31 protein-coding genes and 1 riboswitch are annotated in these 26,656 nt (G+C 66.7%); of the genes, 18 read left to right on the top strand and 13 right to left on the bottom strand.

What is annotated here, in order from left to right; genetic code table 11:
• Positions 1-106: 106 nt before the first annotated feature.
• The 6 genes from ACFX59_RS15130 to ACFX59_RS15105 all read left to right on the top strand — a co-directional run bounded on the left by ACFX59_RS15130 (position 107) and on the right by ACFX59_RS15105 (position 5,420).
• The gene (locus tag ACFX59_RS15130; protein ID WP_387433302.1) at positions 107-1,210 is read left to right on the top strand and encodes a glycoside hydrolase family 43 protein; all 1,104 of its coding nucleotides are present in this window, start codon (positions 107-109) and stop codon (positions 1,208-1,210) included.
• 169 nt (positions 1,211-1,379) lie between these two features.
• Complete coding sequence (locus tag ACFX59_RS15125; protein WP_387433300.1) at positions 1,380-3,449, top strand: S9 family peptidase; 2,070 nt, start codon at positions 1,380-1,382, stop codon at positions 3,447-3,449.
• Entirely contained in the window at positions 3,425-4,030 is a 606-nt protein-coding gene (locus ACFX59_RS15120) for a DedA family protein (protein ID WP_387433298.1), read from the top strand. The genes ACFX59_RS15125 and ACFX59_RS15120 overlap by 25 nt, the downstream gene beginning before the upstream one ends.
• Positions 4,027-4,419: a thioesterase family protein gene (locus ACFX59_RS15115; protein ID WP_307101231.1), complete on the top strand. Its 393-nt coding sequence runs from the start codon at positions 4,027-4,029 to the stop codon at positions 4,417-4,419. The genes ACFX59_RS15120 and ACFX59_RS15115 overlap by 4 nt, the downstream gene beginning before the upstream one ends.
• Positions 4,420-4,469: 50 nt before the next feature.
• A complete protein-coding gene (locus ACFX59_RS15110; protein ID WP_387433296.1) occupies positions 4,470-4,967 on the top strand; it encodes a methylated-DNA--[protein]-cysteine S-methyltransferase in 498 nt (165 codons plus the stop codon).
• A 120-nt stretch (positions 4,968-5,087) separates the two neighbouring features.
• Positions 5,088-5,420, top strand: a complete 333-nt coding sequence (locus ACFX59_RS15105) for a chorismate mutase (RefSeq protein WP_307101227.1) — start codon at positions 5,088-5,090, stop codon at positions 5,418-5,420.
• Between the two features lie 83 nt (positions 5,421-5,503).
• On the opposite strand, the gene ACFX59_RS15100 is transcribed toward ACFX59_RS15105, so the two are convergent.
• Together ACFX59_RS15100 and ppc are read right to left on the bottom strand one after the other, a co-directional pair.
• Positions 5,504-5,908, bottom strand: a complete 405-nt coding sequence (locus tag ACFX59_RS15100; RefSeq protein ID WP_387433292.1) for an OsmC family protein — start codon at positions 5,906-5,908, stop codon at positions 5,504-5,506.
• Positions 5,909-5,912: 4 nt separating this feature from the next.
• On the bottom strand, positions 5,913-8,588 hold the full coding sequence (gene ppc, locus ACFX59_RS15095; protein WP_387433290.1) for a phosphoenolpyruvate carboxylase: 2,676 nt from the start codon (positions 8,586-8,588) through the stop codon (positions 5,913-5,915).
• A gap of 272 nt (positions 8,589-8,860) precedes the next feature.
• Between ppc and ACFX59_RS15090 the strand changes: the two genes are divergently transcribed.
• On the top strand, positions 8,861-9,325 hold the full coding sequence (locus ACFX59_RS15090; protein ID WP_309700533.1) for a hypothetical protein: 465 nt from the start codon (positions 8,861-8,863) through the stop codon (positions 9,323-9,325).
• A gap of 10 nt (positions 9,326-9,335) precedes the next feature.
• Positions 9,336-9,953 carry a DUF1826 domain-containing protein gene (locus ACFX59_RS15085; RefSeq protein ID WP_387433288.1) on the top strand — a complete coding sequence of 206 codons (618 nt, stop codon included), beginning with the start codon at positions 9,336-9,338 and terminating at the stop codon, positions 9,951-9,953.
• Between the two features lie 45 nt (positions 9,954-9,998).
• On the opposite strand, the gene ACFX59_RS15080 is transcribed toward ACFX59_RS15085, so the two are convergent.
• Positions 9,999-10,418, bottom strand: a complete 420-nt coding sequence (locus ACFX59_RS15080; protein ID WP_309737099.1) for a hypothetical protein — start codon at positions 10,416-10,418, stop codon at positions 9,999-10,001.
• Between the two features lie 45 nt (positions 10,419-10,463).
• Positions 10,464-11,030, bottom strand: a complete 567-nt coding sequence (locus ACFX59_RS15075) for an HNH endonuclease (protein WP_261270221.1) — start codon at positions 11,028-11,030, stop codon at positions 10,464-10,466.
• 110 nt (positions 11,031-11,140) lie between these two features.
• On the opposite strand from ACFX59_RS15075, the gene gluQRS reads away from it, so the two are divergent.
• The 8 genes from gluQRS to thiC all read left to right on the top strand — a co-directional run bounded on the left by gluQRS (position 11,141) and on the right by thiC (position 19,445).
• A complete protein-coding gene (gene gluQRS, locus ACFX59_RS15070) occupies positions 11,141-12,007 on the top strand; it encodes a tRNA glutamyl-Q(34) synthetase GluQRS (protein ID WP_387433285.1) in 867 nt (288 codons plus the stop codon).
• Between the two features lie 10 nt (positions 12,008-12,017).
• The gene (locus ACFX59_RS15065) at positions 12,018-12,245 is read left to right on the top strand and encodes a twin transmembrane helix small protein (RefSeq protein WP_307101213.1); all 228 of its coding nucleotides are present in this window, start codon (positions 12,018-12,020) and stop codon (positions 12,243-12,245) included.
• Between the two features lie 4 nt (positions 12,246-12,249).
• Positions 12,250-12,813 carry a cob(I)yrinic acid a,c-diamide adenosyltransferase gene (locus tag ACFX59_RS15060; protein ID WP_387433283.1) on the top strand — a complete coding sequence of 188 codons (564 nt, stop codon included), beginning with the start codon at positions 12,250-12,252 and terminating at the stop codon, positions 12,811-12,813.
• 40 nt (positions 12,814-12,853) lie between these two features.
• Positions 12,854-14,125, top strand: a complete 1,272-nt coding sequence (egtB, locus tag ACFX59_RS15055; RefSeq protein ID WP_387433280.1) for an ergothioneine biosynthesis protein EgtB — start codon at positions 12,854-12,856, stop codon at positions 14,123-14,125.
• A 2-nt stretch (positions 14,126-14,127) separates the two neighbouring features.
• Entirely contained in the window at positions 14,128-15,105 is a 978-nt protein-coding gene (gene egtD, locus ACFX59_RS15050) for an L-histidine N(alpha)-methyltransferase (RefSeq protein ID WP_387433277.1), read from the top strand.
• A gap of 200 nt (positions 15,106-15,305) precedes the next feature.
• Entirely contained in the window at positions 15,306-16,262 is a 957-nt protein-coding gene (locus ACFX59_RS15045) for a ferritin-like domain-containing protein (RefSeq protein ID WP_387433365.1), read from the top strand.
• Between the two features lie 38 nt (positions 16,263-16,300).
• Positions 16,301-17,317: a ferritin-like domain-containing protein gene (locus ACFX59_RS15040; RefSeq protein ID WP_387433274.1), complete on the top strand. Its 1,017-nt coding sequence runs from the start codon at positions 16,301-16,303 to the stop codon at positions 17,315-17,317.
• 144 nt (positions 17,318-17,461) lie between these two features.
• Positions 17,462-17,552, top strand: a riboswitch (TPP riboswitch).
• 45 nt (positions 17,553-17,597) lie between these two features.
• The gene (gene thiC, locus ACFX59_RS15035; RefSeq protein WP_387433271.1) at positions 17,598-19,445 is read left to right on the top strand and encodes a phosphomethylpyrimidine synthase ThiC; all 1,848 of its coding nucleotides are present in this window, start codon (positions 17,598-17,600) and stop codon (positions 19,443-19,445) included.
• Between the two features lie 96 nt (positions 19,446-19,541).
• Here the strand turns inward: thiC and ACFX59_RS15030 are convergent, their stop codons facing one another.
• The 4 genes from ACFX59_RS15030 to ung form a co-directional block, all read right to left on the bottom strand.
• The gene (locus ACFX59_RS15030) at positions 19,542-20,480 is read right to left on the bottom strand and encodes a 5'-nucleotidase (protein ID WP_387433268.1); all 939 of its coding nucleotides are present in this window, start codon (positions 20,478-20,480) and stop codon (positions 19,542-19,544) included.
• 141 nt (positions 20,481-20,621) lie between these two features.
• Positions 20,622-20,765, bottom strand: coding sequence for a type II toxin-antitoxin system Phd/YefM family antitoxin (locus ACFX59_RS15025; protein WP_387433266.1), 144 nt, complete (start codon positions 20,763-20,765; stop codon positions 20,622-20,624).
• A 38-nt stretch (positions 20,766-20,803) separates the two neighbouring features.
• On the bottom strand, positions 20,804-21,112 hold the full coding sequence (locus ACFX59_RS15020; RefSeq protein WP_387433263.1) for an alkylphosphonate utilization protein: 309 nt from the start codon (positions 21,110-21,112) through the stop codon (positions 20,804-20,806).
• 79 nt (positions 21,113-21,191) lie between these two features.
• Complete coding sequence (gene ung, locus ACFX59_RS15015; protein ID WP_307101198.1) at positions 21,192-21,887, bottom strand: uracil-DNA glycosylase; 696 nt, start codon at positions 21,885-21,887, stop codon at positions 21,192-21,194.
• A gap of 115 nt (positions 21,888-22,002) precedes the next feature.
• Between ung and ACFX59_RS15010 the strand changes: the two genes are divergently transcribed.
• Positions 22,003-22,383 carry a hypothetical protein gene (locus ACFX59_RS15010; protein ID WP_387433261.1) on the top strand — a complete coding sequence of 127 codons (381 nt, stop codon included), beginning with the start codon at positions 22,003-22,005 and terminating at the stop codon, positions 22,381-22,383.
• Positions 22,384-22,407: 24 nt separating this feature from the next.
• On the opposite strand, the gene ACFX59_RS15005 is transcribed toward ACFX59_RS15010, so the two are convergent.
• Positions 22,408-22,851, bottom strand: a complete 444-nt coding sequence (locus ACFX59_RS15005) for a DUF1810 domain-containing protein (RefSeq protein ID WP_387433258.1) — start codon at positions 22,849-22,851, stop codon at positions 22,408-22,410.
• Between the two features lie 71 nt (positions 22,852-22,922).
• On the opposite strand from ACFX59_RS15005, the gene ACFX59_RS15000 reads away from it, so the two are divergent.
• A complete protein-coding gene (locus tag ACFX59_RS15000; RefSeq protein WP_307101193.1) occupies positions 22,923-23,435 on the top strand; it encodes a hypothetical protein in 513 nt (170 codons plus the stop codon).
• 37 nt (positions 23,436-23,472) lie between these two features.
• On the opposite strand, the gene ACFX59_RS14995 is transcribed toward ACFX59_RS15000, so the two are convergent.
• The 4 genes from ACFX59_RS14995 to ACFX59_RS14980 form a co-directional block, all read right to left on the bottom strand.
• Positions 23,473-24,369 (bottom strand): MipA/OmpV family protein, encoded by an 897-nt coding sequence (locus ACFX59_RS14995; RefSeq protein ID WP_354296255.1) that lies wholly within the window; start codon positions 24,367-24,369, stop codon positions 23,473-23,475.
• A 71-nt stretch (positions 24,370-24,440) separates the two neighbouring features.
• Positions 24,441-24,878 carry a DUF2141 domain-containing protein gene (locus tag ACFX59_RS14990; RefSeq protein WP_307101189.1) on the bottom strand — a complete coding sequence of 146 codons (438 nt, stop codon included), beginning with the start codon at positions 24,876-24,878 and terminating at the stop codon, positions 24,441-24,443.
• Positions 24,784-25,566 carry a sterol desaturase family protein gene (locus ACFX59_RS14985; protein ID WP_387433363.1) on the bottom strand — a complete coding sequence of 261 codons (783 nt, stop codon included), beginning with the start codon at positions 25,564-25,566 and terminating at the stop codon, positions 24,784-24,786. Before ACFX59_RS14985 ends, ACFX59_RS14990 begins: the two co-directional genes overlap by 95 nt.
• Before the next feature lie 565 nt (positions 25,567-26,131).
• The gene (locus ACFX59_RS14980; RefSeq protein ID WP_387433253.1) at positions 26,132-26,656 is read right to left on the bottom strand and encodes a GNAT family N-acetyltransferase; all 525 of its coding nucleotides are present in this window, start codon (positions 26,654-26,656) and stop codon (positions 26,132-26,134) included.

The following is a 26,656-nucleotide window of genomic DNA, read 5'->3' as shown; positions in this document are numbered from 1 at the left end:
GCCGGTCTAGCCCTCCGCCCGTACAGCGTCGAGCCTCTCGGGGGGCTTGAGGAATTTGTCAGACGATATACGATCCGCCGCGATTGGCATTTGGAAGGATCGGATGATGATCGACCGGCGGGGCATCCTGGTGGGGGCGGGCGCGGCGGCGCTGATCGGGGGCGGTAGCGCGCGGGCGGCCGGGCTGGACGGCTTCCGCCCAGGAGAGGTGTGGAACGACACGAAGGGGGTGGCGATCAACGCCCATGGCGGCGGGCTGTTGCGGCACGGCGGACGCTGGTGGTGGCATGGCGAGCACAAGACCGAGGGCGAGGGTGGCAATACCGCGCTGGTCGGCGTCCATGCCTATAGCTCGACCGATTTGGTGAACTGGCGCGACGAAGGGGTCGCGCTGTCCGTGTCCGACGATCCCGCCAGCCCGATCGCGCGCGGCTGTATCCTGGAACGGCCGAAGGTCGTCTATAATCCGCACACCCGCAAATTCGTGATGTGGTTCCATCTGGAACTCAAGGGGCGGGGATATGGCGCCGCGCAGGCGGGCGTCGCCGTGGCCGACCGGCCGCAGGGGCCGTTCCGCTTCCTGCACGCGGGCCGGGTCAATCCCGGCATCTGGCCCGCCAACGCGACGGCCGAGGACAAGGCGCCCGGCACGATCCTGGCGCGCGACTTCCCCGGCGGGCAGATGACGCGCGACATGACCGTCTTCGTCGATGGCGGCACCGCGTGGCACATCTATGCCTCGGAAGAGAATGCGACGCTGCAGATCGCGCGGCTGGCGCCCGATTGGACCCGGCATGACGGCTATTATGTCCGCGCGCTGCCCGATGGCGGGAATGAGGCGCCCGCGCTCTTCAAGGCGAAGGGGCGCTATTATATGTTCGCCTCGGGCCTGACCGGGTGGCGGCCCAATCCGGGGCGGGTCTATGTCGCGGACGCGGTCACGGGGCCGTGGCGCTCGCTGGGCAATCCGGTTCGGGGAAGCGAGGTGGACCGCAAGACGACCTTCCACTCGCAATCGACCTTCGTCCTGCCCCTGCCGGCCGAGCGGCCGGGGGGCGAGCCGCGCTTCATCTTCATGGCGGATCGCTGGCGGCCGGAAAATGCGATCGACGGGCGCTATATCTGGCTGCCGGTGGAATGGGAGGGCGAGACGCCGGTCCTGCACTGGCGGGATCGCTGGACGCTGGCGGATGGGTGGAAGGCCCGGTAACCCCGCCCGCCGTTCAGCCTGAGCGAAGTCGAAGGCCACGGGTTTCCCTTCGTGGCCAAGCGCGAAACATGCGCTTCGACTTCGCTCAGCGTGAACGGGAGGGATGGCATAAGAAATAGCCGAGCCGCCGCCTCTTCCGGCAGACCCCAACCCTAGCTACATCCGGGTGATGACCGAACCCGTTGCGCTGACTCCGCCCGTTGCCGAAACCCGTGCCCACAGCTTCACCGCGCATGGCATCACCATCGAAGATCCCTATGCCTGGCTGAAGGACCCTGCTTACCCGGAGGTCACCGACAAGGATGTCCTGTCCTATGTCGAGGCGGAAAACGCCTATTTCGAGGCGGTCATGGCCCCGCGCCAGCCGCTGATCGACCGGCTGTACGAAGAGATGAAGGGGCGGATCAAGGAGGACGAATCCTCCGTGCCCCAAAAGGACGGCGACTGGCTCTATTGGACCGCGTTCGAGACGGGCGGGCAATATCGCAAATGGTGGCGCAAGCCGGTCGCGGGCGGCCCCGACGAGCTGCTGCTCGACGAACCGGCGCTGGCCGAGGGCAAGGAATATTTCCGGCTGGGCGCCTTCTCGATCAGCAACAATGGCCGCTACCTCGCCTATGCGATCGACGACAATGGCTCCGAGCGGTTCGAGGTGCGGATCAAGGACCTGACCACCGGCGAACACCTGCCAGAAGTCATTCCCGGCATGTTGTCGGAGATCGTCTGGACCAAGGACGATAGCGGTTTCCTCTACGGCGTGGCCAATGCGCAGTGGCGGACCGACAATGCGCGCTTCCACCGGCTGGGCACGCCGGTCGCGGACGATGTCGAGCTGTTCCATGAGGATGACGAGGGCTATCGCGTCGCCGTCGCCGAGACCTCGGCGCGCAACTGGATCGTGATCGCGACCGGCGACCATGTCACCAGCGAGGTGCGGTTGGTCCCGTCCGACAATGTCTTCGCCGAACCCATCCTGGTCGCGCCCCGCAAGGAGGGCCGCGAATATGATGTGGACGAGCATGACGGCACGCTGTTCATCCACACCAATGACGTGGACCCGCAATTCCGCCTGTGCACCGCCTCGATCGAGGCACCCGGCGACTGGCACGAGCTGATCGGGCCGAACCCGCATTTCTATATGACGGGGGTGGAATGCTATAAGGACTTCTTCGTGGTCGAGGGGCGCGAGGACGGTTTGGACCGGATCGCCATCCACCGCTACGACGCGCCGACCGTACCGCAGCGGATCGAATTCCCCGAGGCGAGCTACACGGCGGGTCTGGGCGACAATCCCGAGTACGACGTGTCGGTCCTGCGCCTGGGCTATGAATCGATGGTCACGCCGGGCACCGTCTATGATTACGACGTGGCGACCGGCGGGCTGACCGTACTGAAGGTCCAGGAGATCCCCTCGGGCTATGACGCGGACAAATACCGGACCGAGCGGCTGAAGATTCCGGCGCGCGACGGGACGATGGTGCCGGTGTCGATCGTCTATCCGAAGGATTTTCCGCGCGACGGGTCGGGCAAGCTGTTCCTCTATGCGTACGGCGCCTACGGCTATGCGATCCCGCCGGGCTTCTCCACGGGCCGCATGAGCCTGCTCGACCGCGGCTTCGCCTATGCCATCGCGCATATTCGCGGCGGCGACGATCTGGGCCAGCAATGGTATCTGGACGGCAAGCTGGAGAAGCGCACCAACACCTTCCACGATTTCGTCGACGTGGCGAAGGGGCTGATCGCGGGCGGCTGGACCAGCCAGGGGCAGATCGCGATTGCGGGTCGCTCGGCGGGCGGCGAGCTGATGGGCGCGGTGGTCAATTCCGACCCCGAACTCTGGGGCGCGGTGATCGCCGACGTGCCGTTCGTCGACGTGCTCAACACGATGATGGATGCCGAGCTGCCGCTGACGCCGGGCGAATGGCCCGAATGGGGCAATCCGATCGAGGACAAGGCGGCGTTCGAGCTGATCCGCAGCTACAGCCCCTATGACAATGTCCGGGCACAGGCCTATCCGCCGATGTTCATCTCGGGCGGGCTGAACGATCCGCGCGTCACCTATTGGGAGCCCGCGAAGTGGGCCGCCAGGCTGCGCGCGACCAAGACCGACGACCATCTGCTGCTGCTCAAGACCAATATGGGCGCCGGGCATGGCGGCAAGTCGGGCCGGTTCGAGTCCTTGCGCGAAGGCGCGGAGGAACATGCCTTCGTCCTGTGGCAGATGGGAGTGGAGTCCTGAGCATCGAGGCGATCGTCGCGCGCTACGGCGTGGCGGCGATCGCATTGGGTGCGGGGCTGGAGGGGGAGACGGCGGTCGTCACCGGCGGCATCCTGGCGCATCAGGGGCTGGTCGGCTGGCCTGCCGCGCTGATCGCCGCGGCGATCGGATCGTTCGTCGCCGACCAGATCTTCTTCACCATCGGCCGCCAGTCGCGCGACGGGCGCTGGGTGGCCAAGCTGCGCAAGCGACGGGTCTATGCGCGCGTGACGCGGATGATGGAACGCTATCCGGTCGGCTTCATCTTCGCCTTCCGCTTCCTCTATGGCCTGCGCACGATCAGCCCGGTCGCGATCGGGACCAGCCAGGTGTCGACCCGGCTGTTCGTCGCGGTCAACGCCGCATCCGCCGCATGCTGGGCTTCGATCTTCGTCGGCATCGGTTATCTGTTCGGCGAGGCGTTCCAGGAACTGGCGGCGCGCTATCGCCCCAGCCTGCGTCATATCCTGATGGCGGCGGCGCTGGTCATGGTCGCCGCCGCGATCGGCTGGGGCGTCCGCGCGCTGTGGCAAAGGTACAAGGACCCGAACGAACAGGCATGAGCCGCTTTTCGATCCAGATCACCGCAGGCCCCGACCATATCGACGAGCTGGGCCATGTGAACAACGCCGTCTGGGTCCAGTGGATTCAGGCGATCGCCACCGCCCATTGGGAAGCGGTCGCGCCGCCTGAACATGTCGCGGCGCATGTCTGGGTCGTGACGCGGCACGAGATCGACTATCGCGGCAATGTCGTGGCGGGGGAGACGGTGACGGCGGAAACCTGGGTCCCCAACCCACCCAAGGGCGCGCGGTTCGACCGGCATGTCCGCTTTCTGGATGCCGAGGGGCAGGTGAAGGTGGAGGCGGTGACGACCTGGGCGCTGCTTGACCGCGCCACCGGTCGGCTGCTGCGCGTCACGGCCGAGATCGCCGCGCCCTTCATGGTTTGACCGCAAGAAGCGGGACGCGCGGGGCGCGGGGATCGGTTAGGGTCGGCCCCATGTTGAGCGAATGCACCATGGCCTCGCCGGTCGGCGAACTGACCCTTGTCGCCAGCGAGCGCGGCCTGCGCGCCGTCCTGTGGGCCGAGGAACGGGCAGGGCGGGTCCGATTGCCCGAACGGCGCGACGATCCTGCCCATGCCGTGCTGGCCGAGGCGGTGCGCCAGTTGCGCGACTATTTCGATGGACGGCGCCGCACCTTCGACCTGCCGCTCGATCCCGAGGGCACGGACTTCCAGAAAGCGGTGTGGACCGGCCTGAACGCCATCCCTTACGGCGAGACGCGCAGCTACGCCGCGCTGGCCGCCGCGATCGGGCGGCCGGGGGCCTCGCGCGCGGTGGGGGCGGCGAATGGCCGCAATCCGCTGTCGATCGTCACTCCCTGTCACCGGGTGATCGGCGCGAACGGGACGCTGACCGGCTTTGCGGGCGGGCTGGCGGTCAAGCAATGGCTGCTGGCGCACGAACGCGGCGAGCGGCAACGCGCGCTCGCCTGAGCGATCCACGACAGCCGCACCCGCCCGCACGGCCGATCGCAGGGCTGCGGTCTTGGCCGGTCGCGGCATGGGGGCGTATCCGTCCGCCGGCTTCCACCGGGAAAATCGGATATGCGATCGATGCTCTGGCCCGTAGCGGCCGCCCTGCTGACCGCCGCGAGCCCCGCGCCGACGCCGTGTTGCCGCAATCTGGGCGAGGTGCGGACCAATATCGACCGGATCGACGACCAGATCCTGCGTCTGATGGCCGAGCGGTCGCGCTATGTCGCGCAGGCCGGGCGGTTCAAGACCTCCGCCGCGACGGTGCGCGATGAAGCGCGAATCCGCCAGATCCTGGCGCGCATCCGCGAAAAGGCCGCGCGGCAAGGGGTAAACCCCGATGTGGCGGAGGCGACCTTCCGCGCGATGGTCGAGGGTTTCACCGCCGAGGAAGCGCGGCAGGTCGGGCGCTGAATTCCTTCCCGGCGGATCGACATGCAGCATTGCTGCTTCTTCCCCTCTCCCCTGGACAGGGGAGAGGGAAGGCCATCGGGCCGTCAGTCCTCGTCCCACAGGATGGTGATCGGCGCGTCGATGCCCAGCACCGCATGGACCGGGCAGGCCGCCGCCGCCGCTTCCAGCCTTTTGCGCTGCGCCGGGTCATAGCGGCCCGGCACGCGCACCGTCACGGCCAGGGTCGTGATCCGGCGCGGGGCGTTGCCCATCTCCTTGGTGACGGTCGCCGTCGCGCCCGCCAGTTCCAGCCCGGCGACGCGCCCCGCCATCGCCATGATGCTCAGCACGCAACCGCCCAGCGACACCGACAAAAGGTCGCTCGGCGAAAAGCCTTCGCCGCTGCCCCCCAGTTCCGGCGAGGCGTTGGTGACCAGCACCGCGCCGGACTCGGGATGCTCGGTCCGGCAGCGCAGGCCCCCTTCGTACCGGACCACGAAATCGGTCACGCTCTTACCCGCTGTTGCGCAGCGCGGTGGCGATGCCGTTGATCGACAGCAGGATGCCCTCGCCGATGCGCGGATCGTCCTCGCCCGCGCGGTGGCGCTTCATCAGCTCGATCTGGAGCAGGTTCAGCGGCTCGATATAGGGCAGGCGCAGGCGGATCGACGCCTCCAGCGCCGGATTGTCCGACAGCAGCCGCGTCTGCCCCGTCACGGCCAGCAGCCCGTCGCGCGCGCGGTGCCAGCCGTCATGGATGCGCCCGAAGATCGAATCCCGCAAGGCTTCGTCCTCGACCAGCCCGGCATAGCGGCGCGCGATGCCGATGTCCGACTTGGCGAGCACCATCTCCATATTCGCCAGCGTCGCGGCGAAGAACGGCCAGTTCTTGGCCATGTCGGCCAGCAGCGCCTTGTCCTCGAAATTGGCGATGGCGGTGCCGACGCCGAACCAGCCCGGCAGCATGACGCGCGCCTGCGCCCAGCTGAACACCCAGGGAATGGCGCGCAGGTCCTCGATCGCGTCGGACTTCTTGCGGCTGGCCGGGCGGCTGCCGATCTTCAGGCCCGCAATCTCGGCGATCGGGGTCATCTGGCGGAAGAAGGTGCGGAACCCCTCGGTCCCATAGACGAGGCCGCGATAGGTGGTGAAGGCGGTCGCCGACAATTGCTCCATCGCGGCGGTGAAGCGCGCATTCTCGGCCGGGGAGAGATGTTCGGGCTCCAGGCTGGCGAGCAGGGTGGCCGAGGCCATGGCCTCGAGATTGGTCAGCGCGGAGTCGCGCGTGCCATATTTGCCCGCGATCACCTCTCCCTGTTCGGTGATGCGGATGCGGCCCTGCACCGTGCCGTGCGGTTGCGCGCGGATCGCGGCAAAGGCGCTGCCGCCGCCGCGCCCGACCGCGCCGCCGCGCCCGTGGAACAGCTGCATCTGCACCCCCGCCGCGTCGAACACCGGGCGGAACGCGCTCGACGCCTTGGACAGCGACCAGGTGGAGGTCAGGTAACCGCCATCCTTGTTCGAGTCCGAATAGCCGATCATCACCTCCTGATGCCCGCGCGCGCGGACGATGGCGGCGATCTCGGGCAGCGCGAAATAGGCGCGCATGATCTCTGGCCCCGCCTCCAGGTCCTCGATCGTCTCGAACAGGGGGACCGCCATGATCGCGGCGGTGGCGGGCTCGCCGGGGCGGTAGAGGCCGAATTCCTTCAGCATCAGGTTGATCTCGAGCAGGTCGGACACCGACTTGCCCATCGAGACGATATAGTTGGTGATGCACTTGGGGCCGTACCGGGCATGCGCATCGGCGGCGGCCTGGACGATCGCCAGTTCGGAGCGCGTCTCGTCCGAATATTCGGCATAATGGCTGAACAGCGGCCGGGCATTGGCCAGTTCGCGGCGGAGCAGCGCGACGCGCGCCTCTTCGTCCAGCGCGAGATAATCCGCCTCGACGCCTGCGACCTTCAGCAGCTCGGCGACGACCCGTTCGTGTACCGCCGAATTCTGCCGCAGGTCGAGCGTGGCGAGGTGGAAGCCGAACGTCTCGACCGCGCGGATCAGCCGCCCGAGCGCGCCGCCGCTCGCCAGCGCGCCGTCGCCGCGCGCCGCCAGCCCGCGCGCGATCGCGACCAGATCGGTGCGCAGCGCCTTGGGATCGGGATAGGGTTCGCCGGTCAGGCGGCCGGGGCGCGGCGCGGGCTTGCCGGTCAGCGCCTGATGCGTCGCGGCGAGCCGCGCATAGATGCCCGACAGCGCGCGGCGATAGGGTTCGTCCGAGCGGCTGAGCGCCTCGTCGCCGCTCGCCTCGGCCAGCGCCAGCACCGCCTCGTCCACCTCGGCATGGCCGGTCGAGATCGACAGCTCGGCCCCCAGCGCGTGGATCGCGTCGCAATAATGGCCCAGCACCGCCTCGGCCGCGCGCGCCAGCGCGGTGGTCAGCGATTCGGCGGTGACGAAGGGATTGCCGTCGCGGTCGCCGCCGATCCATGATCCGGTGCGAAGGAAAGCGGGGACGCGCGTGCCGAACGCCTTGTCCCAGCGCTGATAGAGCGCGGGCAGCACCGGCAGGAAGACGTCGCGCAGATAGGACAGCGCGGTCTCCACCTCGTCGGTGACATAGAGCCGCTCGCGACGCAGCACGCGGGTTTGCCACAGGAGCGCGATCTGGCGCCCGATCGCGGCCTCGACATCGTCGCCGTCGGGGGTGACGTCGCGCCCGGCATCGCGCATCGCCAGCAGCTCGGCGATGCGGTTGCGGTGGTCGATCATGCTCTTGCGCCGCACCTCGGTCGGGTGCGCGGTCAGGACGGGGACGACCAGCGAACGGCCCAGCAGCTCCATCGCGGCGTCGCGGTCGATGCCCTTGTCGGCCAGCGTTGCCAGCACCTCGGCAATGTCGGTGCCGGGTTCGCGCGCGATGCCCTGCCGGTCCTCGGCCAGATTGGCGAGCATCGAGAACAGCATGAAGCCGCGCACGAAATCCAGCGTCTCGTCGAGCGCGAGGCGTTCCAGCTGGAGGTCGACCGAGCCGTCCTCCCCCAGTCCCCGGTATCGATCGACCGAGGCGCGGCGAATCGCCTCGGTCGCCTCGAACAGCGCATCGCCGCCATAGCGACGGATCACGTCGCCCAGTTGCGCGCCCAGGAAACGGATATCGGGATTGTTCGCGATGGGAGGCAGTTTCGTCATGCGCGCATTGCTGCAACGCAATAGGGCGGGCGTCAACCGATTGCGGACCGCAATTTTGGTATAATATCCTGTGTCATCGGACCGCAAAATTGCGTGCTGGCATGCGGCGGGGCGCGTCGCTTGTCGAAGTGTCCGCCGCAGCAAGATTTCCTTACAGACCAGTGATGATATGTAATATCATAAAGGGCAAAAGCGGGGCTGGATGTCGGCTGGTCGACGCGCTCCCGCGTGGTCGCGAACGGCATCCCGACCATTGGAGAAAGGCAGGAACGATGTTCACCGAAGAGCTGGTCCACACGGCGCTACAGACCTGGTGCGACAATGTGGTGGCGGTCGGCCGGGTTCATGCCGAGGGCGGCGATGTCGGGGCCTTTGCGTCCCGGATCCTGAGCGACAATTATGATTACGACCATGGCAAGGTGCTGTTCAAGCCGACGCTGACCTTCGGCGCGAAGACCTATCGCCCGACCAAGGAGGGGGCGCTCTCCTATTTCGTCGGCGGCAATGCGGACTTTCCCGACGACAAGGGGTTCAAGCTGAAGCCCTGGGTGAAGGTCTGGTACAGCAAGCTCGACTATATCCTGCACGGCGACCTGGCGATCGTGCAGTGCAACGTGCACTTCATCGGCGAGGATGACAGCCATATCTTCGTGAACAAGAGCTTCGTGTTCAAGCAATGCGAGGATGGGAGGGTGCGGATCATCCTTCACCAGTCGTCGCTGCCCTATCAGCCGTAACGCCGGGGCGATGACCGCGATCGGCATGGCGCGGCGGATCGCCATCGGTGGCGATAGCGCGCTGCTTGATCATATCGCGCGGCCCGATACGGCTCTGGCCATCTGGTGGCGTCGCTTGCCCCCGCCGCTCCGGGCGGCGCTGGACGCGCTCGACCTGGACGGTGTCGACAGCCTGTCGGTCGAGATCGATCTCGGCGGATCGGTGGAGGCCGCCTTGCGCGCGGCGGGATATGCGCGGGCGGTGCGCGAGATGCTGGGGGCGGACATCGACCGTCTCGTCCGGCGTCTCGCCGCGCTGACCGGCGAGGATCGCCTGCGCGTCCGGCTCGCGGTCAGCGAGGGCGGGGGCAGCCACCAGTTCCACGCCGACCGCACCCCCATCGCGCTGCGATGCACCTATATCGGCCCCGGCCTCCAATGGTGCTGCGCCGAGGGGCCGGACGCGATCTGCGAGGTGCCGACCGGGGCGGTGGGCGTGTTCAAGGGGCGGATGCTGCTCGACCCGCCCAGGGTCCTCCGCCGTGCGCCGCCCGGTGGCGGTCGCCGCCTCATGCTGGCGATCGATCCGGTGCATGACGGCGAGCGGGACCGATCGGGGCCGTTCCTCCCCAGCGCCGATCCCTGTTGACGCGGAAGCGGCGCGGCGGGCGAGCGGGCGCCGCCGCCCTTCGGCTCAGTTCATATTCCCCGGTGCGCCGCTGGTCGCGCCCGTCGCGACCGGGTTGGTCGGGGTGGCGGGGCGCTCGGTGCGCGATGCCTCGCGTTCCTCGGAGGTCACGGTGCCGTCGCGGTTCAGGTCCATCCGGTCGAAGCGCGCCAGCATCCCTTCGAAAAACTCGCTTTCGGTGATCTCGCCGTCCTTGTTGCGATCCAGCTCCCACAGGCGCGAACGGCTCGCGGGCATTTCGTCGGCGGTGATGATGTCGTTGCCATCGCGGTCGAGTTCGCGGAAGCGGCGCGCCATCATGCTGCCGAAATCGACGCGGGACGTGACCGAGGGGGGGACGAAGCCCGCCTTGGCGGCGGCGCGATCGGCTTCGGCGCGATTCTCTTCCTTCTTGCCGCACGCCGCCGTCGCCAGCATCGCCACCATCCCGAGGCCTATCGCCCATTCCCGCATCGCCGACTCCCAGGTTCGTTACGCTTCCAGCTCAACGTCCCAGTACAGCCAGTCGTGCCATGTTTCATGCAGATAATTGGGCGGGAAGCTGCGGCCATGTTCCTGTAAATGCCAGTTTGTCGGGCGGATCGGCTCGATATGCAGCGGCATTCCGGCCTGGCGCGGGGTGCGCCCGCCCTTCTTCAGATTACAGGGCGCGCAGGCGGTTACGACATTCTCCCAGGTCGTCCGGCCCCCTTGGGCGCGCGGGATGACATGGTCGAAGGTCAGGTCGCGATGTGATCCGCAATATTGGCAGGAGAAGCGGTCGCGCAGGAACAGGTTGAAGCGGGTGAAGGCCGGAAATTGCGACGGCTTCACGAATTGCTTCAGCGCGATGACCGAGGGCAGCTTGACCTTGGCGGTCGGGCTGCGCACCTCGCGCTCATAATGGGCGACGATATCCACCCGGTCGAGGAACACGGCCTTCACCGCGGTCTGCCAGGGCCAGACCGACAGCGGATAATAGGACAGCGGCGTATAGTCCGCATTCAGCACGAGTGCCGGACAAGAGTCCGGGTGTCGGATCAGGTCGGGATGAAACACAGCTCCTCCCTTCGTGGTACGCCGACGCTATTCGCGCAGGCGCGTGACATGGCTATGACACTGGACGCTATGAGAACATGGGATGGGAAACGCGGTCAAGGGGGCGGGCGATGAGCGGAGCCCACCCGCCCGCCACCCGCCCCGTCACGCGGTTCGCGCCCAGCCCGACCGGGCGGCTGCATCTGGGCCATGCGCTGTCGGCGGTGCGGGCGCATGATCTGGCGCGCGCGGGCGGCGGGCGCTTCCTGCTGCGCATCGAGGATATCGACGGCACGCGCAGCCGACCCGAACATGTCGACACGATCCTGCGCGACCTGGAATGGCTGGGGCTGGAATGGGACGATCTGTCCTTCCAGTCGGATCGGCTGGACCTGTATGCGGCGGCGCAGGCGCGCCTGGCCGATCTGCTCTATCCCTGTTTCTGCACCCGTGCCGAGATCGCCGCCAGCCTGTCGGCGCCGCATGGGGCCGTGGCGATCTATCCGGGGACGTGCCGCCATCTGTCCCCCGAGGCGCGCGCCGCGCGGATGGCGATGCCGCATGGCTGGCGTCTCGACATGGCGCGCGCCGCCGGACGCACGGGGCCGCTGAGCTGGCAGGACGACCGCGCGGGCATCGTCGCCGCCGATCCGCTGGCGCATGGCGACGTGATCCTGGCGCGCAAGGATGCGCCCGCCAGCTATCATCTGGCGGTGACGGTCGACGATGCCGCGCAGGGCGTCACCCATGTGGTGCGCGGGGTCGACCTGTTCGACGCCACCCATGTCCACCGGCTGCTCCAGGCGCTGCTCGGCCTGCCGACGCCGCTCTATCATCATCATCCGCTGATCCTGGGCGCCGATGGCCAGCGGCTCGCCAAGCGCCACGGCGCGCCCGCGCTGGCGGCGATGCGCGAGGGCGGCGAGGATGGTCGCGCGCTGGCGGACGCGCTGCGCCGCAATATGCTTCCCGCTGGATTTCGGCTGGGGGAGGCGTAAGCTCCCCGGCATGACCACATTTCTCGTGATCCTGCTGATCGCGGCGATGCTCGCCACCCTGGTCGCGCTGGTGCGCGGCATCATCACCTTCCTGCAGGAAGCCACGGCGGAGGCGAAGGGCGAGGGGCCGACCGCGTCGCAGCTGAAATCCAACCGGATGATGCAGCAGCGCATCTTCTTCCAGGCGTTGGCGATCACCATCGTCGTGCTGCTGCTGTTCCTGGCGGGGCGGACCTGATCCGATGGTCAAGCTGACGAAGATCTACACCCGCACCGGCGATGCGGGCACGACCGGGCTGGTCGACGGGTCGCGCCGGTCCAAGGCGGATGCGCGGCTGATCGCGATCGGCGAGGTGGACGAGGCGAACAGCGCGATCGGCGTCGCGCTGCTGAGCATGGAGGGACCGCTCGCCGAGCAGCTGACGCGAATCCAGAACGACCTGTTCGACCTGGGTGCCGATCTCGCCACGCCCGACCATGTCGAGGGGGCGCTGCGCATCCTGCCCGAACAGGTCGTGCGGCTGGAGGACGAGATCGACGCGATGAACGCGGCGCTGGCACCGCTGACCAGCTTCATCCTGCCCGGCGGCACGCCGGCGGCGGCGCATCTGCATCTGGCGCGCGCGATCACGCGGCGGGCCGAGCGGGCGGGCGTCGCGCTTTCGGAGCATGAGGCGACCAATCCGTCCGCGCTCGCCTATCTCAACCGCCTGTCGGACTGGCTGTTCGTCGCGGCACGGGTGGTGAACAAAAACGGCGCATCGGACGTTCTTTGGGTTCCAGGAGGGGTGCGGGCGAGACGGTAACGGGCCGGTCGCTGTTCCCCGCAATCCGGGGAGCAGCCGAATGCCGACCCTCGTACCGTCGTCCGCGACGGCGCCGACGCCTGCCGACGAACTGGCATCCCGCTATCGCGCCGTCCGCGCGCTGACCCTGTCGCTGGCCGAGCCGTTGTCCGACGCCGACGCCACCGTCCAGTCGATGCCCGACGCCTCGCCCGCCAAGTGGCACATGGCGCACACGACCTGGTTCTTCGAGACGTTCGTGCTGCGCGACCATGTGCCGGACTATCGGCTGCACGATCCCCGCTTTCCCTTCCTGTTCAACAGCTATTACGAGGCGGAAGGCAAACGCCATGCGCGCCATCGTCGCGGGATGATCACCCGCCCGACGCTGGACGAGGTGCGGGCGTACCGCGCGCATGTCGATGCCGCGCTGCTGGCGGCGCTGCCCGATCTGCCCGACGCGGCGCGCGAGCTGGTCGCGCTGGGATGCCATCACGAGGAGCAACATCAGGAGCTGTTCGTCACCGACATCCTGCACCTCTTCTCCGAAAACCCGCTGGAGCCCGCGCTCTACCCGCCCGAGCCCAAGGCCCCCGTCGCGATGCCCGGCCCGATCGGCTGGATCGAGGGGCAGGCGGGCGTGGTCCGGATCGGCCATGACGGACAGGGCTTCGCCTTCGACTGCGAAGGGCCGCGCCATGAGGCCCTGCTCCATCCTCATGCCATCGCCGATCGCACGGTCACCAATGCCGAATGGATGCAGTTCATCGCCGATGGTGGCTATCGCGATCCCCGGCTCTGGCTGTCGGATGGCTGGGCCTGGGTGAAGGGAGAGGGGATCGCCGCGCCGCTCTATTGGGAAGAGCGCGACGGCGGCTGGACCCGTTTCGGGCTGGACGGCCGCCGCGCGGTCGATCCCGCCGCCCCGGTGACGCATGTCAGCTTCTACGAGGCGGATGCCTTTGCCAGCTGGGCGGGCGCGCGCCTGCCGACCGAAATGGAGTGGGAAGCCGCCGCCGCCGCGCATGATCCGGCGGGGGGCAACCAGATGGAGACGGGCGGCGCGTCCGAGCCGCGTCCTGCGACCCATGGCCCTGCCTTTTTCGGCGATGTCTGGGAATGGACCGGCAGCGCCTATCGTCCCTATCCCGGCTTCCGCGCCGTCGAGGGGGCGGTCGGCGAATATAATGGCAAGTTCATGAACGGGCAGTTCGTCCTGCGCGGCGGCAGCTGCGCGACGCCGCGCGGCCATGCCCGCGCATCCTATCGCAACTTCTTCTACCCCCATCAGCGCTGGCAGTTCACCGGCGTCCGTCTGGCAAAGGACCTGTAATCATGCTGAAGCCCGAGATCGAGGATGGTCAGATGTCGCTGACCGATCCCGCCTTCCGTGCCGATGTCCTCGCCGGACTGGAGCGCCGCCCCCGCGCCATCCCCGCGCGCTGGTTCTATGACCGCAAGGGGTCCGAGCTGTTCGAGGCGATCACCGACCTGCCCGAATATTATCCCACCCGCGCCGAGACCGCGATCCTGAAGACCATCTGCCCCGACCTCGTCGCGCATGTCGGCAAGGGGCGCGCGGTGGTCGAGTTCGGATCGGGCTCCTCGACCAAGACGCCGGTGCTGCTGCGCTGCGTCGAGCCGTCGGCCTATGTGCCGATCGACATTTCGGGCGACTTCCTGCGCGAATCCGCGCGCAATCTGCAACAGGCCTTTCCCGACCTGCCCATCCATCCGCTGGAGGGGGATTTCATGCACCCGCTGGCGCTGCCCGCGATGGTGGCGGAGGCGCCGAAGCTGGGCTTCTTCCCCGGCTCGACGATCGGCAACATGACGCCCGCCATGGCGACCGACCTGCTGCGCGCGATGCGCGGTTCGTTGGGCGAGGGGGCGATGCTGCTGATCGGGATGGACCGCGCCAAGTCCAGCGAGATCCTGGTCCCCGCCTATGACGATGCGCAGGGCGTGACGGCGGCGTTCAACCGCAACCTGCTCGACCGGATCAACCGCGAGCTGGACGGCACCATCCCGGTCGAGGCGTTCCGCCACCGCGCGGTGTGGAACGACGATCGCTCGCGAATCGAGATGCACCTGGCCGCGACCCGCGACGTCGCCTTCACCATCGAGGGCCGCCCCTTCGCCATGGCCGCGGGCGAGACGATCCACACCGAGAACAGCCACAAATACGGCCCCCGCGATGCCAAGATCCTGCTGCGCGCGGGCGGCTGGACCCCGGTCGCGCAATGGAGCGATCCGGACGACATGTTCGCGGTCTATCTGGCCGAGGCGCAATCGATTCGTCTTGCTCCCTGAACGTTTCGTCGTATCGAGTCGCGGTCTAACCGGACAGGTGAAAAGAGTTGCGTCTTTTCCTGCGGACGTAACGTTTCGCTTTTCGGTCGGGCGTTGGGCTTTACCCTGAAAAGTCTTCCCGCTTGACCCTCTTGCAAGTCTATCTGCTGGCAAAGAGCCGACAGATAGACTTGCGGGGGTTCCATACCGGGAGGAGCATGATGACCGAAAGCGCACACCTGCTCGACGCATTCGACGCACGGGCCCAGCGCCGCGATCAACGACGCGAGTTCTTCAAGACGGCGATGGGCGCCGCCGCCGCCGGCGTCGCGGCCTTTACCCTGACCAGCAAGGCGGGGGCCCAGTCGACGATCACCGACGCGGATATCCTGAATTTTGCGTTGAACCTCGAATATCTTGAAGCGCAATTCTATGCCTTTGCCGCCAACGGCACCGGCCTCGCCTCCAGCCAGTTGACCGGCACGGGCACGCAGGGCGCGGTCACCGGCGGCAAGAAGGTGACGTTCACCGACCCGATCGTCGAGCAATATGCCCGCGAGATCGCGGCCGACGAAGCCGCGCATGTTGCGTTCCTGCGCACCGCGCTCGGCAGTTCGGCGGTGGCGCAGCCCGCGATCAACATCTCGGGCGACGCGAACGGCGCGTTCACCGCGGCGGCGCGCGCGTCGGGCGTGATCGACTCCAACGCGACCTTCGACCCTTACGCCTCGGACGAGAATTTCCTGCTCGGCGCCTATATCTTCGAGGATGTCGGCGTGACCGCCTATAAGGGGGCCTCACCGCTGATCAGCAACAAGACCTTTCTCCAGGCGGCTGCCGGAATCCTGGCGGTCGAGGCCTATCATGCCGCGATCGTCCGCACGACGCTCTATGCCAAGGGTATTCAGACCCCGGCGCTGATTACCGCGGCGGGCAAGATCTCGGACGCGCGCGACAGCCTGGACGGGACCACCGACCTGGATCAGGGCATTGCCGCGACCACGGTCGGCGGACAGCAGGTGTCCAACATCGTGCCGCTCGATTCCAACGGGATCGCGTTCAGCCGCACGCCGCAGCAGGTGCTGAACATCGTCTATCTCAACAAGGCGTCGGCCACGCTGGGCGGGTTCTTCCCCGCCGGCGTCAACGGCACCCTGCGCGCGAGCGCGGCCAACTGATCTCCCCCTTTTTCCTCGTTCCGAGAGGATTTTTCATCATGAGCGAAGAACGCTTCATTCTCGATGTGATCGAAGAGGCTTCGGCCAAGCGCCGGTCCGATCGTCGCCGTTTCATGCGTATGGCCGCCGGGGCCGGTGCGGTGGGTGGGCTGGCCATGCTGGGCGCCTGCGGCAGCGACGATAACGACGTCATCGTCCTGCCGACGCCCACCCCGACCGCGACGGCGGGTACCGTCACCGATGCCGATGTCCTGAACTTCGCGCTTCAGCTGGAATATCTGGAAGCGCAATTCTACAGCTATGCCGCGTTCGGCGCGGGCCTGTCCTCCTCGCTTCAGGCCGGGACGGGGACGCAAGGCTCGGTCGCGACCAGCACCAGCGGACAGCCGCGCCAGGTCGCGTTCCAGGATCCGTTGGTGGCGCAATATGCCCGCGAGATCGCCTATGACGAGATCGCGCACGTCACCTTCCTGCGCAACGCCCTGGGCTCCAGCGCGGTGGCGCAGCCTGCCATCAACCTGTCGGGCGATGCCAATGGCGCCTTCACGGCGGCGGCGCGCGCGGCCGGGGTGATCGGATCGACCGGAACCTTCGACCCCTATGCCTCGGACGAGAATTTCCTGCTCGCCGCCTATATCTTCGAGGATGTCGGTGTCACCGCCTATATGGGCGGGGTCACGCTGCTCTCCAACAAGACCTTTGTCGAGGCGGCGGCGGGCATCCACGCGGCCGAGGCCTATCATGCGGGTCTGGTCCGCTCGGTCATCTATCGCAAGGGTCTGAGCAACGGAACGCTGATCACCGCGGCGAACCAGATTTCGGACGCGCGTGACAGCCTGGACGGCTCGACCGACCTCGATCAGGGCATCACCGTCACCGCCAATGGCGTTACGTCGGCGAATATCGTGCCCGCCGATTCCAACGCGATCGCCTTTGCCCGCACGCCGGGCCAGGTGCTGAACGTCGTCTATCTCAACAAGGCGGCGGTGACCGGCGGCGGCTTCTTCCCGAGCGGCCTGAACGGCAATGTACGGACCAGCGCGGCCAGCGGCTGACGCATTCTGTCCCGCAAGGGGTGATTGCCCCGGTCGGCCGCCAGCCCCTGGCCGACCGGGGCTTTTCATGTGTCGCCCGGCCGCGCGGGGCATTTCGGCGGAAAGCCCTTCTGCTTGGCGCGATTTGCGCTTATGCAGGGTCCATCCCCGGGGGAGCGCTGACCTGCGCTTGAGAGGGGGGCAGGAGCCCCCGACCCGCTGAACCTGATCCGGCTGACACCGGCGTAGGGAGGGAGCGGCCCCGTCTCTCATGGTCCGTTTCCTCCGCATGGAGTGGACTATGGCAGATATCCCCGCAAAGGCTGAAATTGGCGTCACCACTGGCCCCATTCGTGGGTCGAAGAAGATTCATGTCGGGCCCCTGGGCGTCGCGATGCGCGAAATCCATCTCGACCCGTCTTCGGGCGAGCCGCCCTTGCGTGTCTATGACACCAGCGGCCCCTATACCGATCCGAACGCCCGCATCGACATCATGGCGGGCCTGCCGCAGATCCGCCGCGACTGGATCGAGGCGCGCGGCGATGTCGAGGCCTATGACGGTCGCGAAATCCGCCCCGAGGACAATGGCCAGCTCGGCCCCGACCGGTCGGGAGGCGTGCCGCAATTCCCGCGCACCGGGCTGAACCGCCCCTTGCGCGCCAAGCCCGGCATGAACGTCAGCCAGATGCACTATGCCCGCAAAGGCATCATCACGCCCGAGATGGAATATGTCGCGACCCGCGAGAATCTGGGCCGCGAGATGCTGCGCGAATATGTCCGCGACGGCGAGAGCTTCGGCGCTGCCATCCCCGATTACGTGACCCCCGAATTCGTCCGCGACGAAGTGGCGCGCGGCCGGGCGATCATCCCCAACAACATCAACCACCCCGAATCCGAACCGATGGCGATCGGCCGCAACTTCCTGGTCAAGATCAACGCCAATATCGGCAATTCGGCGGTCGCCTCCAATGTCGCGTCCGAGGTCGACAAGCTGGTCTGGTCGATCCGCTGGGGCGCGGACACGGTCATGGACCTGTCGACGGGGCGCAACATCCACGACACGCGCGAATGGATCATCCGCAACTCGCCCGTGCCGATCGGCACCGTCCCCATCTATCAGGCGCTGGAAAAGGTCGGCGGCATCGCCGAGGAGCTGACCTGGGAAATCTTCCGCGACACGCTGATCGAACAGGCCGAGCAGGGCGTCGACTATTTCACCATCCATGCGGGCGTGCGCCTGCCCTATATCCCGCTGACCGCCAAGCGCGTCACCGGCATCGTGTCGCGCGGCGGCTCGATCATGGCGAAGTGGTGCCTGGCGCATCACAAGGAGTCGTTCCTCTACGAACGCTTCGACGAGATCACCGAGATCATGAAGGCCTATGACATCGCCTATTCGCTGGGCGACGGCCTGCGCCCCGGCGCGATCGCCGACGCCAATGACGAGGCGCAGTTCGCCGAGCTCTACACGCTGGGCGAACTGACCAAGCGCGCCTGGGAACAGGACGTGCAGGTCATGATCGAGGGCCCCGGCCATGTGCCGATGCACAAGATCAAGCAGAATATGGACAAGCAGCTGGAGGCGTGCGGCGAGGCGCCCTTCTATACCCTCGGGCCGCTGACGACCGACATCGCGCCGGGTTACGACCATATCACCAGCGGTATCGGCGCGGCGATGATCGGCTGGTACGGCACGGCGATGCTCTGCTACGTCACGCCCAAGGAGCATCTGGGCCTGCCCGACCGCGACGACGTGAAGGTCGGGGTGGTGACCTACAAGCTGGCCGCCCATGCCGCCGATCTGGCCAAGGGGCACCCGGCCGCCAAGATGCGCGACGACGCGCTGAGCCGCGCCCGCTTCGAGTTCCGCTGGCGCGATCAGTTCAACCTGTCGCTCGACCCCGACACGGCGGAATCCTACCACGACCAGACGCTCCCGGCGGAGGGCGCCAAGACCGCGCATTTCTGTTCGATGTGCGGCCCGAAATTCTGCTCGATGAAGATCACGCAGGAAGTGCGCGAATTCGCGGCGAAGCAGAATGCCCCGGTCGAAACCTTCGTCGCGGCGGAGGACGCCGAGGCGGGGATGCAGCAAATGAGCGAGAAATTCCGCGAGAAGGGCGGGGAGGTTTACCTTCCGGCGGAGTGACGAAAAAGGGGCCGCACCCGACGAGGATGCGGCCCCAATTCCCAGCCTCCGTTCAGCCTGAGCGAAGTCGAAGGCCGTGGGATGGTGCATCCATAACTAGATAGGCAATGGAGACGTATTTCTTACGCCAAACGGAATGTGCACACACGGCGTGCTTCCGGAGGCTGGCTCAAGGTGGCCAAGCTGGTCGTCAAAGAAAATTTGGGGGCGCAAGACATCGAGAATATTCTTTTTCTCAATGCCACCGGTTAAGAATAGTTCGTCAACCTCGATGCCGTGATGCGCGAGTGTCGTCATCATTCTCTCATGTGCCGGCGCATTGCGGGCCGTGACGATAGCGACTCGTACCGCCTTGTCTCTATCGTTAATCTGCTGAGGATTGTCTCGCTCAATTTGTTGTACAATAGAAATCTTTTGCAGCAGAGGCATTAGGGGACCGTCCTTTAGCGGACGTGCGCTATGCTCGATCTCGTGGTGGCGAAATAGGTCGAGTCCACCCTTTGCATACTGTTGTTCGGCTTCATCGTCGACCAAGATGCCGTCAAAGTCGAACGCAATTCTCAACTGCGTATCCAACTCGTCATCAACGGCCGCACAGGGCAGCACGTACCCGGCCGGATGCCCTTCTGCGACAGCCGTTTTCACCTCATCCTTATCCGTGCTCAGATACAGACAAGCGTTGACGGCTTTCATGTACGGATAGGGGCTCGTTCCTGATAAAAAGAAGTATCTCGATATATCGAGGTCATAGCCGGGAATGGCGTCCATGATGCGGGCACCGGCAGCAGGATCGTTGCGCGACAGGATGACCACCTCAACAGGGGACTGTTCTGGAAACTTCCTGTTCAGTCCCAAGAGACGTTTAATGAAGGGGAATGCTGCGCCGGGGGCGGGGGGCTTTTTCCGATTTGCAATCTGATATTTTTTAAAAGCCTCGAGCCCTTCGGTTTGGAAAATTTCGTGCTCTGCCGTAAAATCGAATAGAGCAGACGATGTGATTCCAACAACCAGCTTTCGTTCAATCGGATAGGCCATTCGAGGAATATATAAACGACCGCATCGCTTTAAAGTGGGTAAAGGCGAATAAGTAAACGGCCACCAAGCCGATCGACCTCTTTGCGTTGTAGATTTATAAAGCAAGTCTTCAGCTGGATACACTAGGATGTACGGCTCTCTCTATCGAGGCCCATCGCTGGCGGATACCAGCACGGCGCCATCGCCCCACTGGCGGGTGATCGCGAGTGGCGCGCGGTCGGCGACGACCTTGTCGATCATCGCCTCCAGATTCTCGGACGCTTCGGCGTAGGAGACGGCTTGCATGAGCCGAAGCTCTCCTACGGTCCTCCGAACGTCAACCCTCACCGCTTCCGCACAAACTCCGCGCGCAGCACCAGCCCTTTGATCCCGTCGAACTTGCAGTCGATTTCCTGCGCGTCGCCGGTCAGGCGGATCGACTTGATCAGCGTGCCGCGCTTCAGCGTCTGGCCTGCGCCCTTGACGGTCAGGTCCTTGATCAGCGTCACCTGATCCCCGTCGTTCAGCACATTGCCGACCGAGTCGCGCACGACGACCGCATCGTCATCGGCCGTCCCGGCCCTGGCCGCCGCATCGGCCGCGCTGATCCATTCGCCGGTCGCTTCGTCATAGACATATTCGTCGTCGGCCATCGCCCTTGTCCCTTATCTGATCGGTGGAATGGCGGGCCCTATGCGCGCTTGGCGGAAATGATGCCAGTGTGATTACAGATCAGTCCAGCGGCGGCAGTGCCCAGTCGATCGGCTCGCGGCCATGCTCGACCAGAAAGGCGTTGGCGCGCGAAAAGGGCTTCGACCCGAAAAAGCCGCCGCGTGCCGACAGGGGCGAGGGGTGGACTGAGGTCAGGACGCAATGCCGCCCGCCCCCCATCTCGCGGACGAAGCCCGCCTTTTTCTGGGCATAGGCGCCCCACAGGATGAAGACGACCGGCTCGGGCTTGGCAGCGACGGCGCGGATCACCGCGTCGGTGAACCGCTCCCACCCGCGCCCCTGATGCGAGGCGGCCTGGCCCATCCGCACGGTCAGGACCGAGTTGAGCAGCAACACCCCCTGCCGCGCCCAATGGTCGAGCAGCCCGTGGGAGGGCGGCGCGATGCCCAGGTCGGTCGCCATCTCCTTGTAGATGTTGACCAGGCTGGGCGGCGGGCGGACGCCCGGCTGGACCGAGAAGGCCAGGCCATGCGCCTGTCCCTCGCCATGATAGGGGTCCTGCCCCAGGATCACGACGCGCACCTCGGGCAACGGGGTCAGGTCGAGCGCGCGGAACCAGTCCTTGGGCCGGGGAAAGACCCGCTGGCCGCTGGCGCGCTCGTCGGCCAGGAAGGTCTTGAGCGCCTTCATATAGGGTTCGTCGAACTCGCCGCGTAAGGGCAGCAGCCAGCTCTCGTGCAGGTGAATGTCGCTCATGGTCCCGTCATGCAGAAGCTGTCTTGGCCGCGCAACCGGGATCGCCGATAGTCGTTATGCAAGCGATACGGTCGCGCGCCCGCGGCCGCTGCGTTCGATTTGGAGGAGGAAGATCATGAAGCGTTCCACCATCGCCCTCGCCGTTGTGGCCGCCGCGCTCCCGCTGGCCGCCTGCGGGTCCTCGACCGAAGCCGGCAATAACAGCAGCGCGGCCGTGACCACCAATGGCAGCGAGATGAGTGCGGATGCGCTGGGCGCCAAGATCCGTGCGCTTCCCGAGGGGCAGCGGCGCGGCGTCCTGTTCCGGGCGATCCGCGATGCCGGGCCGTCGGGGGCGAGCTGCCAGTCGGTCACCGCGATGAAGGAAGCCGCCCCGGTCAACGGCAATCCGAGCTGGAACGCGGTGTGTGACGGGACCGCGCAATGGACGATCGTGATGACCGCCGACCAGTCCGCCAGCGTCACCGGCCCCGGCCCGGTCACGATCAAGAGCTGAGCCATCCGAAAGGGCCGCCCGGCGTCACCCCGCCGGGCGGTTCAGCCGTTCGAGCGTGGCGGGGTCCGGCCGTCCTCCGAAGAACCGCTCCAGCCCATGGCGGAACGGGGCCGGATCGTCCGCCACCGCCGCGAACAGGGTCAGCGAGGATCGCAGCTTGATGGCATCGATACCGCCGAATATCGCCTCCGCCGATCCGGGCGCGGCCACCGCCGCCGCCACGGCCTCGTACAGCCGGGCCCCGAGCAGCGGATGCGCCAGATAGGCCCGCGCCTCCACCGCGTCCGCGATGGCGTAGAAGCGCGCGGTCTCGCTGCGGCCCAGTCCGGCGATCTGGGGAAAGACGAACCACATCCAGTGGCTTCGCTTTCGCCCGGCGCGCAGTTCGGCCAGGGCGATGTCATGCAGGGTCAGCTGGGCCTCGACAAAGCGATCGAGCGCGGCATCATGTGGGGCAGGGGGCGTCATGCCCCGGCAACCGGTCGCGGCGTCGATGCGTTCCCGCGACTGCAAAAGAAGAATGTTTTCAGGAGAGTATGATGCGCCGTCTTGCCCTGATCGCCCCCCTCGCGCTGCTGGCGCTCGCGGCTTGCGGCAGCAAGGACGGGGATGCGGACTCCGACGTGGCGCCGGGCAATTTCACCCCGCCGGGCACCGCGCGGCCGACGCCGATCCCGGGCGTGGCGCAGGTCAATCCGCTGACCGCCTATATCGGCCATTATCCGGGGGACGCGGTCGACGGGGTGAGCTTCTTCGACCGGACCGAGGTGGCGAGCGCGCTGCACGATGCGGTCGGCGACCAGTCGCTGGTGCGGCGGATCATGTCGCGCGGCGCGGTGACGGTGCCGATCTTCGCGCAGGGCAAGTCCGGCATCGCCGCGCATGGCTGCACCCCGCATGACTGCGCCGACAATAACTGGACGGTGGCGCTGGATACCAGGACGGGCAAGGCCCAGGTCTGCTACCATGACCGCGAGACGATGGGCGACCGCAGCCAATGGTATATGGGTGGGGCTCCGGTCACCCGCCCGGACGAATGCCCGCAGGAATGAGGGGCGGGCCGGTCGCTCCCGCCCCGCCCCGCTCGCGTCAGAAGGTGTAGGCCAGCCCCAGCGCGCCCAGCCACTGGCTGCGCGAACCGACCTGCGACACGATCGGGCTGTCGGCGAAATTGCCCAGCTCCCGGCCATAGGTCAGCCCGCCGACAACCTTCCAGCCCTTCAGCAGGTTGCCGGTGATCGAATAGGTGGCGAGGCCGCCGATCGACCAGTCCTTCCACCCGCTGCGCGCGTTATAGACGGGCAGGCCGCTCGCCGCGCTCTGATCGGGCGTGATCGAGAAATAGCGCCGGGCATAGCCGCGTCCGGCATGTTCGGCGGTGGCGAACAGCCCGACCGCCGCCTTGGTCGACAGCGGGGTGAAATAATTGACCGAAGGCTGCCAGATGCCGCTGTCATGCACGCCGGTCACGTCGTGGCGATAGCTGAGCGAGACGGACAGCCGGTCATAGGGGCTGGTGATGACGCCGATCTTGCCGATGCCGACATAGCCGCCCAGCTCGACCGCCGCGCCGATCTTGCCCAGCGCGCGGACGCGGGGATTGTCGATTCCCGAGCTGGTGGTCCGGTCCAGATTGACCACGCCGATCGGTCCGGCCTGAATGTCCCAGTCGCGATTGGCCTTGTCGCCGATCAGGTCGACCGACAGGCGGTTGCCGATATAGGTGATGGTATGCCCGTCGATATAGGCGAGCGCGGCGGGGGCGGGGCTGAAGGAATAATCCTTCGACCCCTCATAATCGGGCAGATAGGCCGCGCCCAGGCCGATGGTGATCGTGTTCTTGCCGAGCTGCCCCGCCATTTCGGCCGCCGCCGGGCTGGTGGCCGGCGCATTGTCCTGGGCTTGGGCGGGCATCGAGAGGGAGGCGGCGCCCAGGGCGATCAGCGGGGCGGCACCCCGTAGGATGGAGCGCGAGAAAAGGCGCAAGACGGAAAACTCCCTGAATCGGTTATCCGAAATGCAACGCTACGGTAACGATTTCGCTCCGGCGCTGTGTGTCAGAATATGTACCGCATCCTGATCTGTTGTGTTTCGGCAACAGAATCGAGCGCGAAACGGGCCGCGGTGAAACGCGGCGGGCCGAAGCGGATCGCCGGATTGCGCGAAAAGCCGAAGCCTTCGCGCGGGATGCCCGCCAGCGTGTCCAGCTTGGCATTGTCATTCTCGTCATGGATGACGGCGGCGGCATAATTGCCATGGGGCAGGCCGTCGAGATGGATGGCGCGCTGGCCCGCAGGCACCGATCGGGTCATCGCCCGCGCATCATCGACACAGGCGGGGAAATTGTCGGGGTCGGCGGTCAGGCACAGGCGGATCGAACCCTTGGCCGAGCGCAGCTGGTCAATCGCGATGTCCAGCCGGCTGACCGGCGCGGCGCCGATCAGCGGCAGCGCGGCCAGCATCAGCGCCAGCGACACGGCGCGCGGCCTGCGCATGGGCGCGCTCGAAATCGCCAAGGCCGCGGTCGGTGCCGCAAAGCCGGTCCCAGAAACGGAAATAGAGTCCATAGTTGCACCCATATTGCTCATGATGCCGTTGATGGTGGCTTGCGGTAATGAGCCACCCCCCCAGGTGCCCCCGCCACATGAAGCGCGGGAAGATTTCCCAGCCCATATGGTTGGTGACGCCCATAACGGTCATGATCGTCAGCACCAAGCCGAGTGCGGCGATGTGAATCGGAATAAGAAAAACGAGTAGCGGAATTACCACAGCGCCGGTCACCGCCTCGATCGGGTGGAACGCCATCGCCGCCCATGCGGTGGGCGGGCGGCTGGCATGGTGGACGGCATGCGCGGCCTTGAAGACCGCCGGGCGGTGCATCCAGCGATGCGTCCAGTAGAACCAGGTGTCGTGCGCGACCAGATAGAGCAGGATCGAGACCGGCCAGTACCAGAGCGGCCAGGCATGGATGTCGGCATAGATTTGCGTCCATCCGCGATTCTGCCATCCCCAGGCGACGACCCCGGCGGGCACGCCATAGATGGCGGCGGAGGCGAGGCTCCACCCGATCTCGCGCCGGATCTGCGGGTCGAGCCCGGTATAGAGGTTCGGATGCCGCGCCCGCGTCGCCAGCGCGAACGCGCCCGAGGCGAGCAGATAGCGGACGCCGACGATCAGCGTCATGGCGATGGCGGACAGGATCAGGGCAAGCGTCACGGCGGACAGTGTAACCCATTGGGGGCGGGGCTTGAACCGCGATCGTCCGGTCCTTGGCCTTTTGTTCGCGCGGAGGCGCGGAGGCGCAGAGAGGTTTGGGTGGGCACGGGCGTCAGGCACCGGTTCGCCCGTCGCCCCTGCCGCACCGTCGGCGAAGAGAGGTGGCCTTCGGCCGGGCACTCCCTCTCCACGCCCCCGCGCAAACCCCAGCCCCATTCGCGAGCGCATTCCCGTGCCCTTCGACTTCGCTCAGTGCGAACGGAGGGCGGGTCCGCGTCTCCGCGCCTCGGCACGAACCCCCGGCCCGTTCAGGCTGAGCGAAGTCGAAGCCCACGCCCCGCCCCATCCGCGAGCGTATTCCCGTGCACTTCGACTTCGCTCAGTGCGAACGGAGGGCGGGCTGCGTCTCCGCGCCTTCGCACAAACCACCGCCCCCGTTCAGGCTGAGCGAAGTCGAAGCCCATGCCCCGCCCCATCCGCGAGCGCATTCCCATGCGCTTCGACTCCGCTCCCCGCGAACAGAGGGCCGGGTTTACCCCCGGTGGAAAATCCGGATCGGCCGGTCGTGGTAAACCCCCTCGATCGGCGCGGCGTAACCCAGCTTCTCCGCGAGTCGGATCGACGCCGCATTGCCTGGATCGATGATGCAGCAGGTCCGCCCAACGCCTTGCCCGTCCGCCCAGTCCAAGATCGCGCGCATCGCTTCACCGGCATAGCCCTTGCCATGCGCCGCCGTCGCCAGGGTCCAGCCCGCTTCGGGCGCAAGCAGCGCCGGGGTGATCTCACGGCGCGATTCCAGCAGGCCCATATCGCCCAGCACATCACCCGTCGCCCGGTCGCATACCACCCAGGCGCCATAGCCGAATGCTGTCCATTGCCCGATCGAGCGCAGCAGCCGTATCCACACATCCTCTGGATGACGGGGCTTGCCGCCGATCATCTCATACACCGCCGGTTCGGCCCACATCGCCGCCAGCGCGTCGAGATCGTCGGGATGGTGACCACGCAGGATCAGTCGCTCGGTGGTCAGGGTCGGGGCAGGGCTGGTGTAGGTCAT

Origin of the sequence: Sphingomonas sp. NCPPB 2930 (assembly GCF_042867205.1) — a bacterium.
Classification (GTDB): Bacteria; Pseudomonadota; Alphaproteobacteria; order Sphingomonadales; family Sphingomonadaceae; genus Sphingomonas.
The sequence above is the reverse complement of the archived record's forward strand: the minus strand, read 5'-3'. Positions and strand labels throughout refer to the sequence as shown.

Bases quoted from the DNA above. Each gene is read 5' to 3' on its own strand.
- ACFX59_RS15115 (WP_307101231.1), top strand. From the start codon at position 4,027: ATGAGCCGCTTTTCGATCCAGATCACCGCAGGCCCCGACCATATCGAC.
- ACFX59_RS15090 (WP_309700533.1), top strand. From the start codon at position 8,861: ATGTTCACCGAAGAGCTGGTCCACACGGCGCTACAGACCTGGTGCGAC.
- ACFX59_RS15085 (WP_387433288.1), top strand. From the start codon at position 9,336: ATGACCGCGATCGGCATGGCGCGGCGGATCGCCATCGGTGGCGATAGC.
- egtD (WP_387433277.1), top strand. From the start codon at position 14,128: ATGCTGAAGCCCGAGATCGAGGATGGTCAGATGTCGCTGACCGATCCC.
- ACFX59_RS15080 (WP_309737099.1), bottom strand. From the start codon at position 10,418: ATGGTGGCGATGCTGGCGACGGCGGCGTGCGGCAAGAAGGAAGAGAAT.
- ACFX59_RS15065 (WP_307101213.1), top strand. From the start codon at position 12,018: ATGACCACATTTCTCGTGATCCTGCTGATCGCGGCGATGCTCGCCACC.
- ACFX59_RS15040 (WP_387433274.1), top strand. From the start codon at position 16,301: ATGAGCGAAGAACGCTTCATTCTCGATGTGATCGAAGAGGCTTCGGCC.
- ung (WP_307101198.1), bottom strand. From the start codon at position 21,887: ATGAGCGACATTCACCTGCACGAGAGCTGGCTGCTGCCCTTACGCGGC.
- ACFX59_RS15060 (WP_387433283.1), top strand. From the start codon at position 12,250: ATGGTCAAGCTGACGAAGATCTACACCCGCACCGGCGATGCGGGCACG.
- ACFX59_RS15110 (WP_387433296.1), top strand. From the start codon at position 4,470: ATGTTGAGCGAATGCACCATGGCCTCGCCGGTCGGCGAACTGACCCTT.
- ACFX59_RS14985 (WP_387433363.1), bottom strand. From the start codon at position 25,566: ATGACGCTGATCGTCGGCGTCCGCTATCTGCTCGCCTCGGGCGCGTTC.
- ACFX59_RS15105 (WP_307101227.1), top strand. From the start codon at position 5,088: ATGCTCTGGCCCGTAGCGGCCGCCCTGCTGACCGCCGCGAGCCCCGCG.
- ACFX59_RS14980 (WP_387433253.1), bottom strand. From the start codon at position 26,656: ATGACCTACACCAGCCCTGCCCCGACCCTGACCACCGAGCGACTGATC.
- ACFX59_RS15125 (WP_387433300.1), top strand. From the start codon at position 1,380: ATGACCGAACCCGTTGCGCTGACTCCGCCCGTTGCCGAAACCCGTGCC.
- ACFX59_RS15010 (WP_387433261.1), top strand. From the start codon at position 22,003: ATGAAGCGTTCCACCATCGCCCTCGCCGTTGTGGCCGCCGCGCTCCCG.
- gluQRS (WP_387433285.1), top strand. From the start codon at position 11,141: ATGAGCGGAGCCCACCCGCCCGCCACCCGCCCCGTCACGCGGTTCGCG.
- egtB (WP_387433280.1), top strand. From the start codon at position 12,854: ATGCCGACCCTCGTACCGTCGTCCGCGACGGCGCCGACGCCTGCCGAC.
- ACFX59_RS15030 (WP_387433268.1), bottom strand. From the start codon at position 20,480: ATGGCCTATCCGATTGAACGAAAGCTGGTTGTTGGAATCACATCGTCT.
- ACFX59_RS15020 (WP_387433263.1), bottom strand. From the start codon at position 21,112: ATGGCCGACGACGAATATGTCTATGACGAAGCGACCGGCGAATGGATC.
- ppc (WP_387433290.1), bottom strand. From the start codon at position 8,588: ATGACGAAACTGCCTCCCATCGCGAACAATCCCGATATCCGTTTCCTG.
- thiC (WP_387433271.1), top strand. From the start codon at position 17,598: ATGGCAGATATCCCCGCAAAGGCTGAAATTGGCGTCACCACTGGCCCC.
- ACFX59_RS15025 (WP_387433266.1), bottom strand. From the start codon at position 20,765: ATGCAAGCCGTCTCCTACGCCGAAGCGTCCGAGAATCTGGAGGCGATG.
- ACFX59_RS15045 (WP_387433365.1), top strand. From the start codon at position 15,306: ATGACCGAAAGCGCACACCTGCTCGACGCATTCGACGCACGGGCCCAG.
- ACFX59_RS15005 (WP_387433258.1), bottom strand. From the start codon at position 22,851: ATGACGCCCCCTGCCCCACATGATGCCGCGCTCGATCGCTTTGTCGAG.
- ACFX59_RS15130 (WP_387433302.1), top strand. From the start codon at position 107: ATGATCGACCGGCGGGGCATCCTGGTGGGGGCGGGCGCGGCGGCGCTG.
- ACFX59_RS15000 (WP_307101193.1), top strand. From the start codon at position 22,923: ATGCGCCGTCTTGCCCTGATCGCCCCCCTCGCGCTGCTGGCGCTCGCG.
- ACFX59_RS14990 (WP_307101189.1), bottom strand. From the start codon at position 24,878: ATGCGCAGGCCGCGCGCCGTGTCGCTGGCGCTGATGCTGGCCGCGCTG.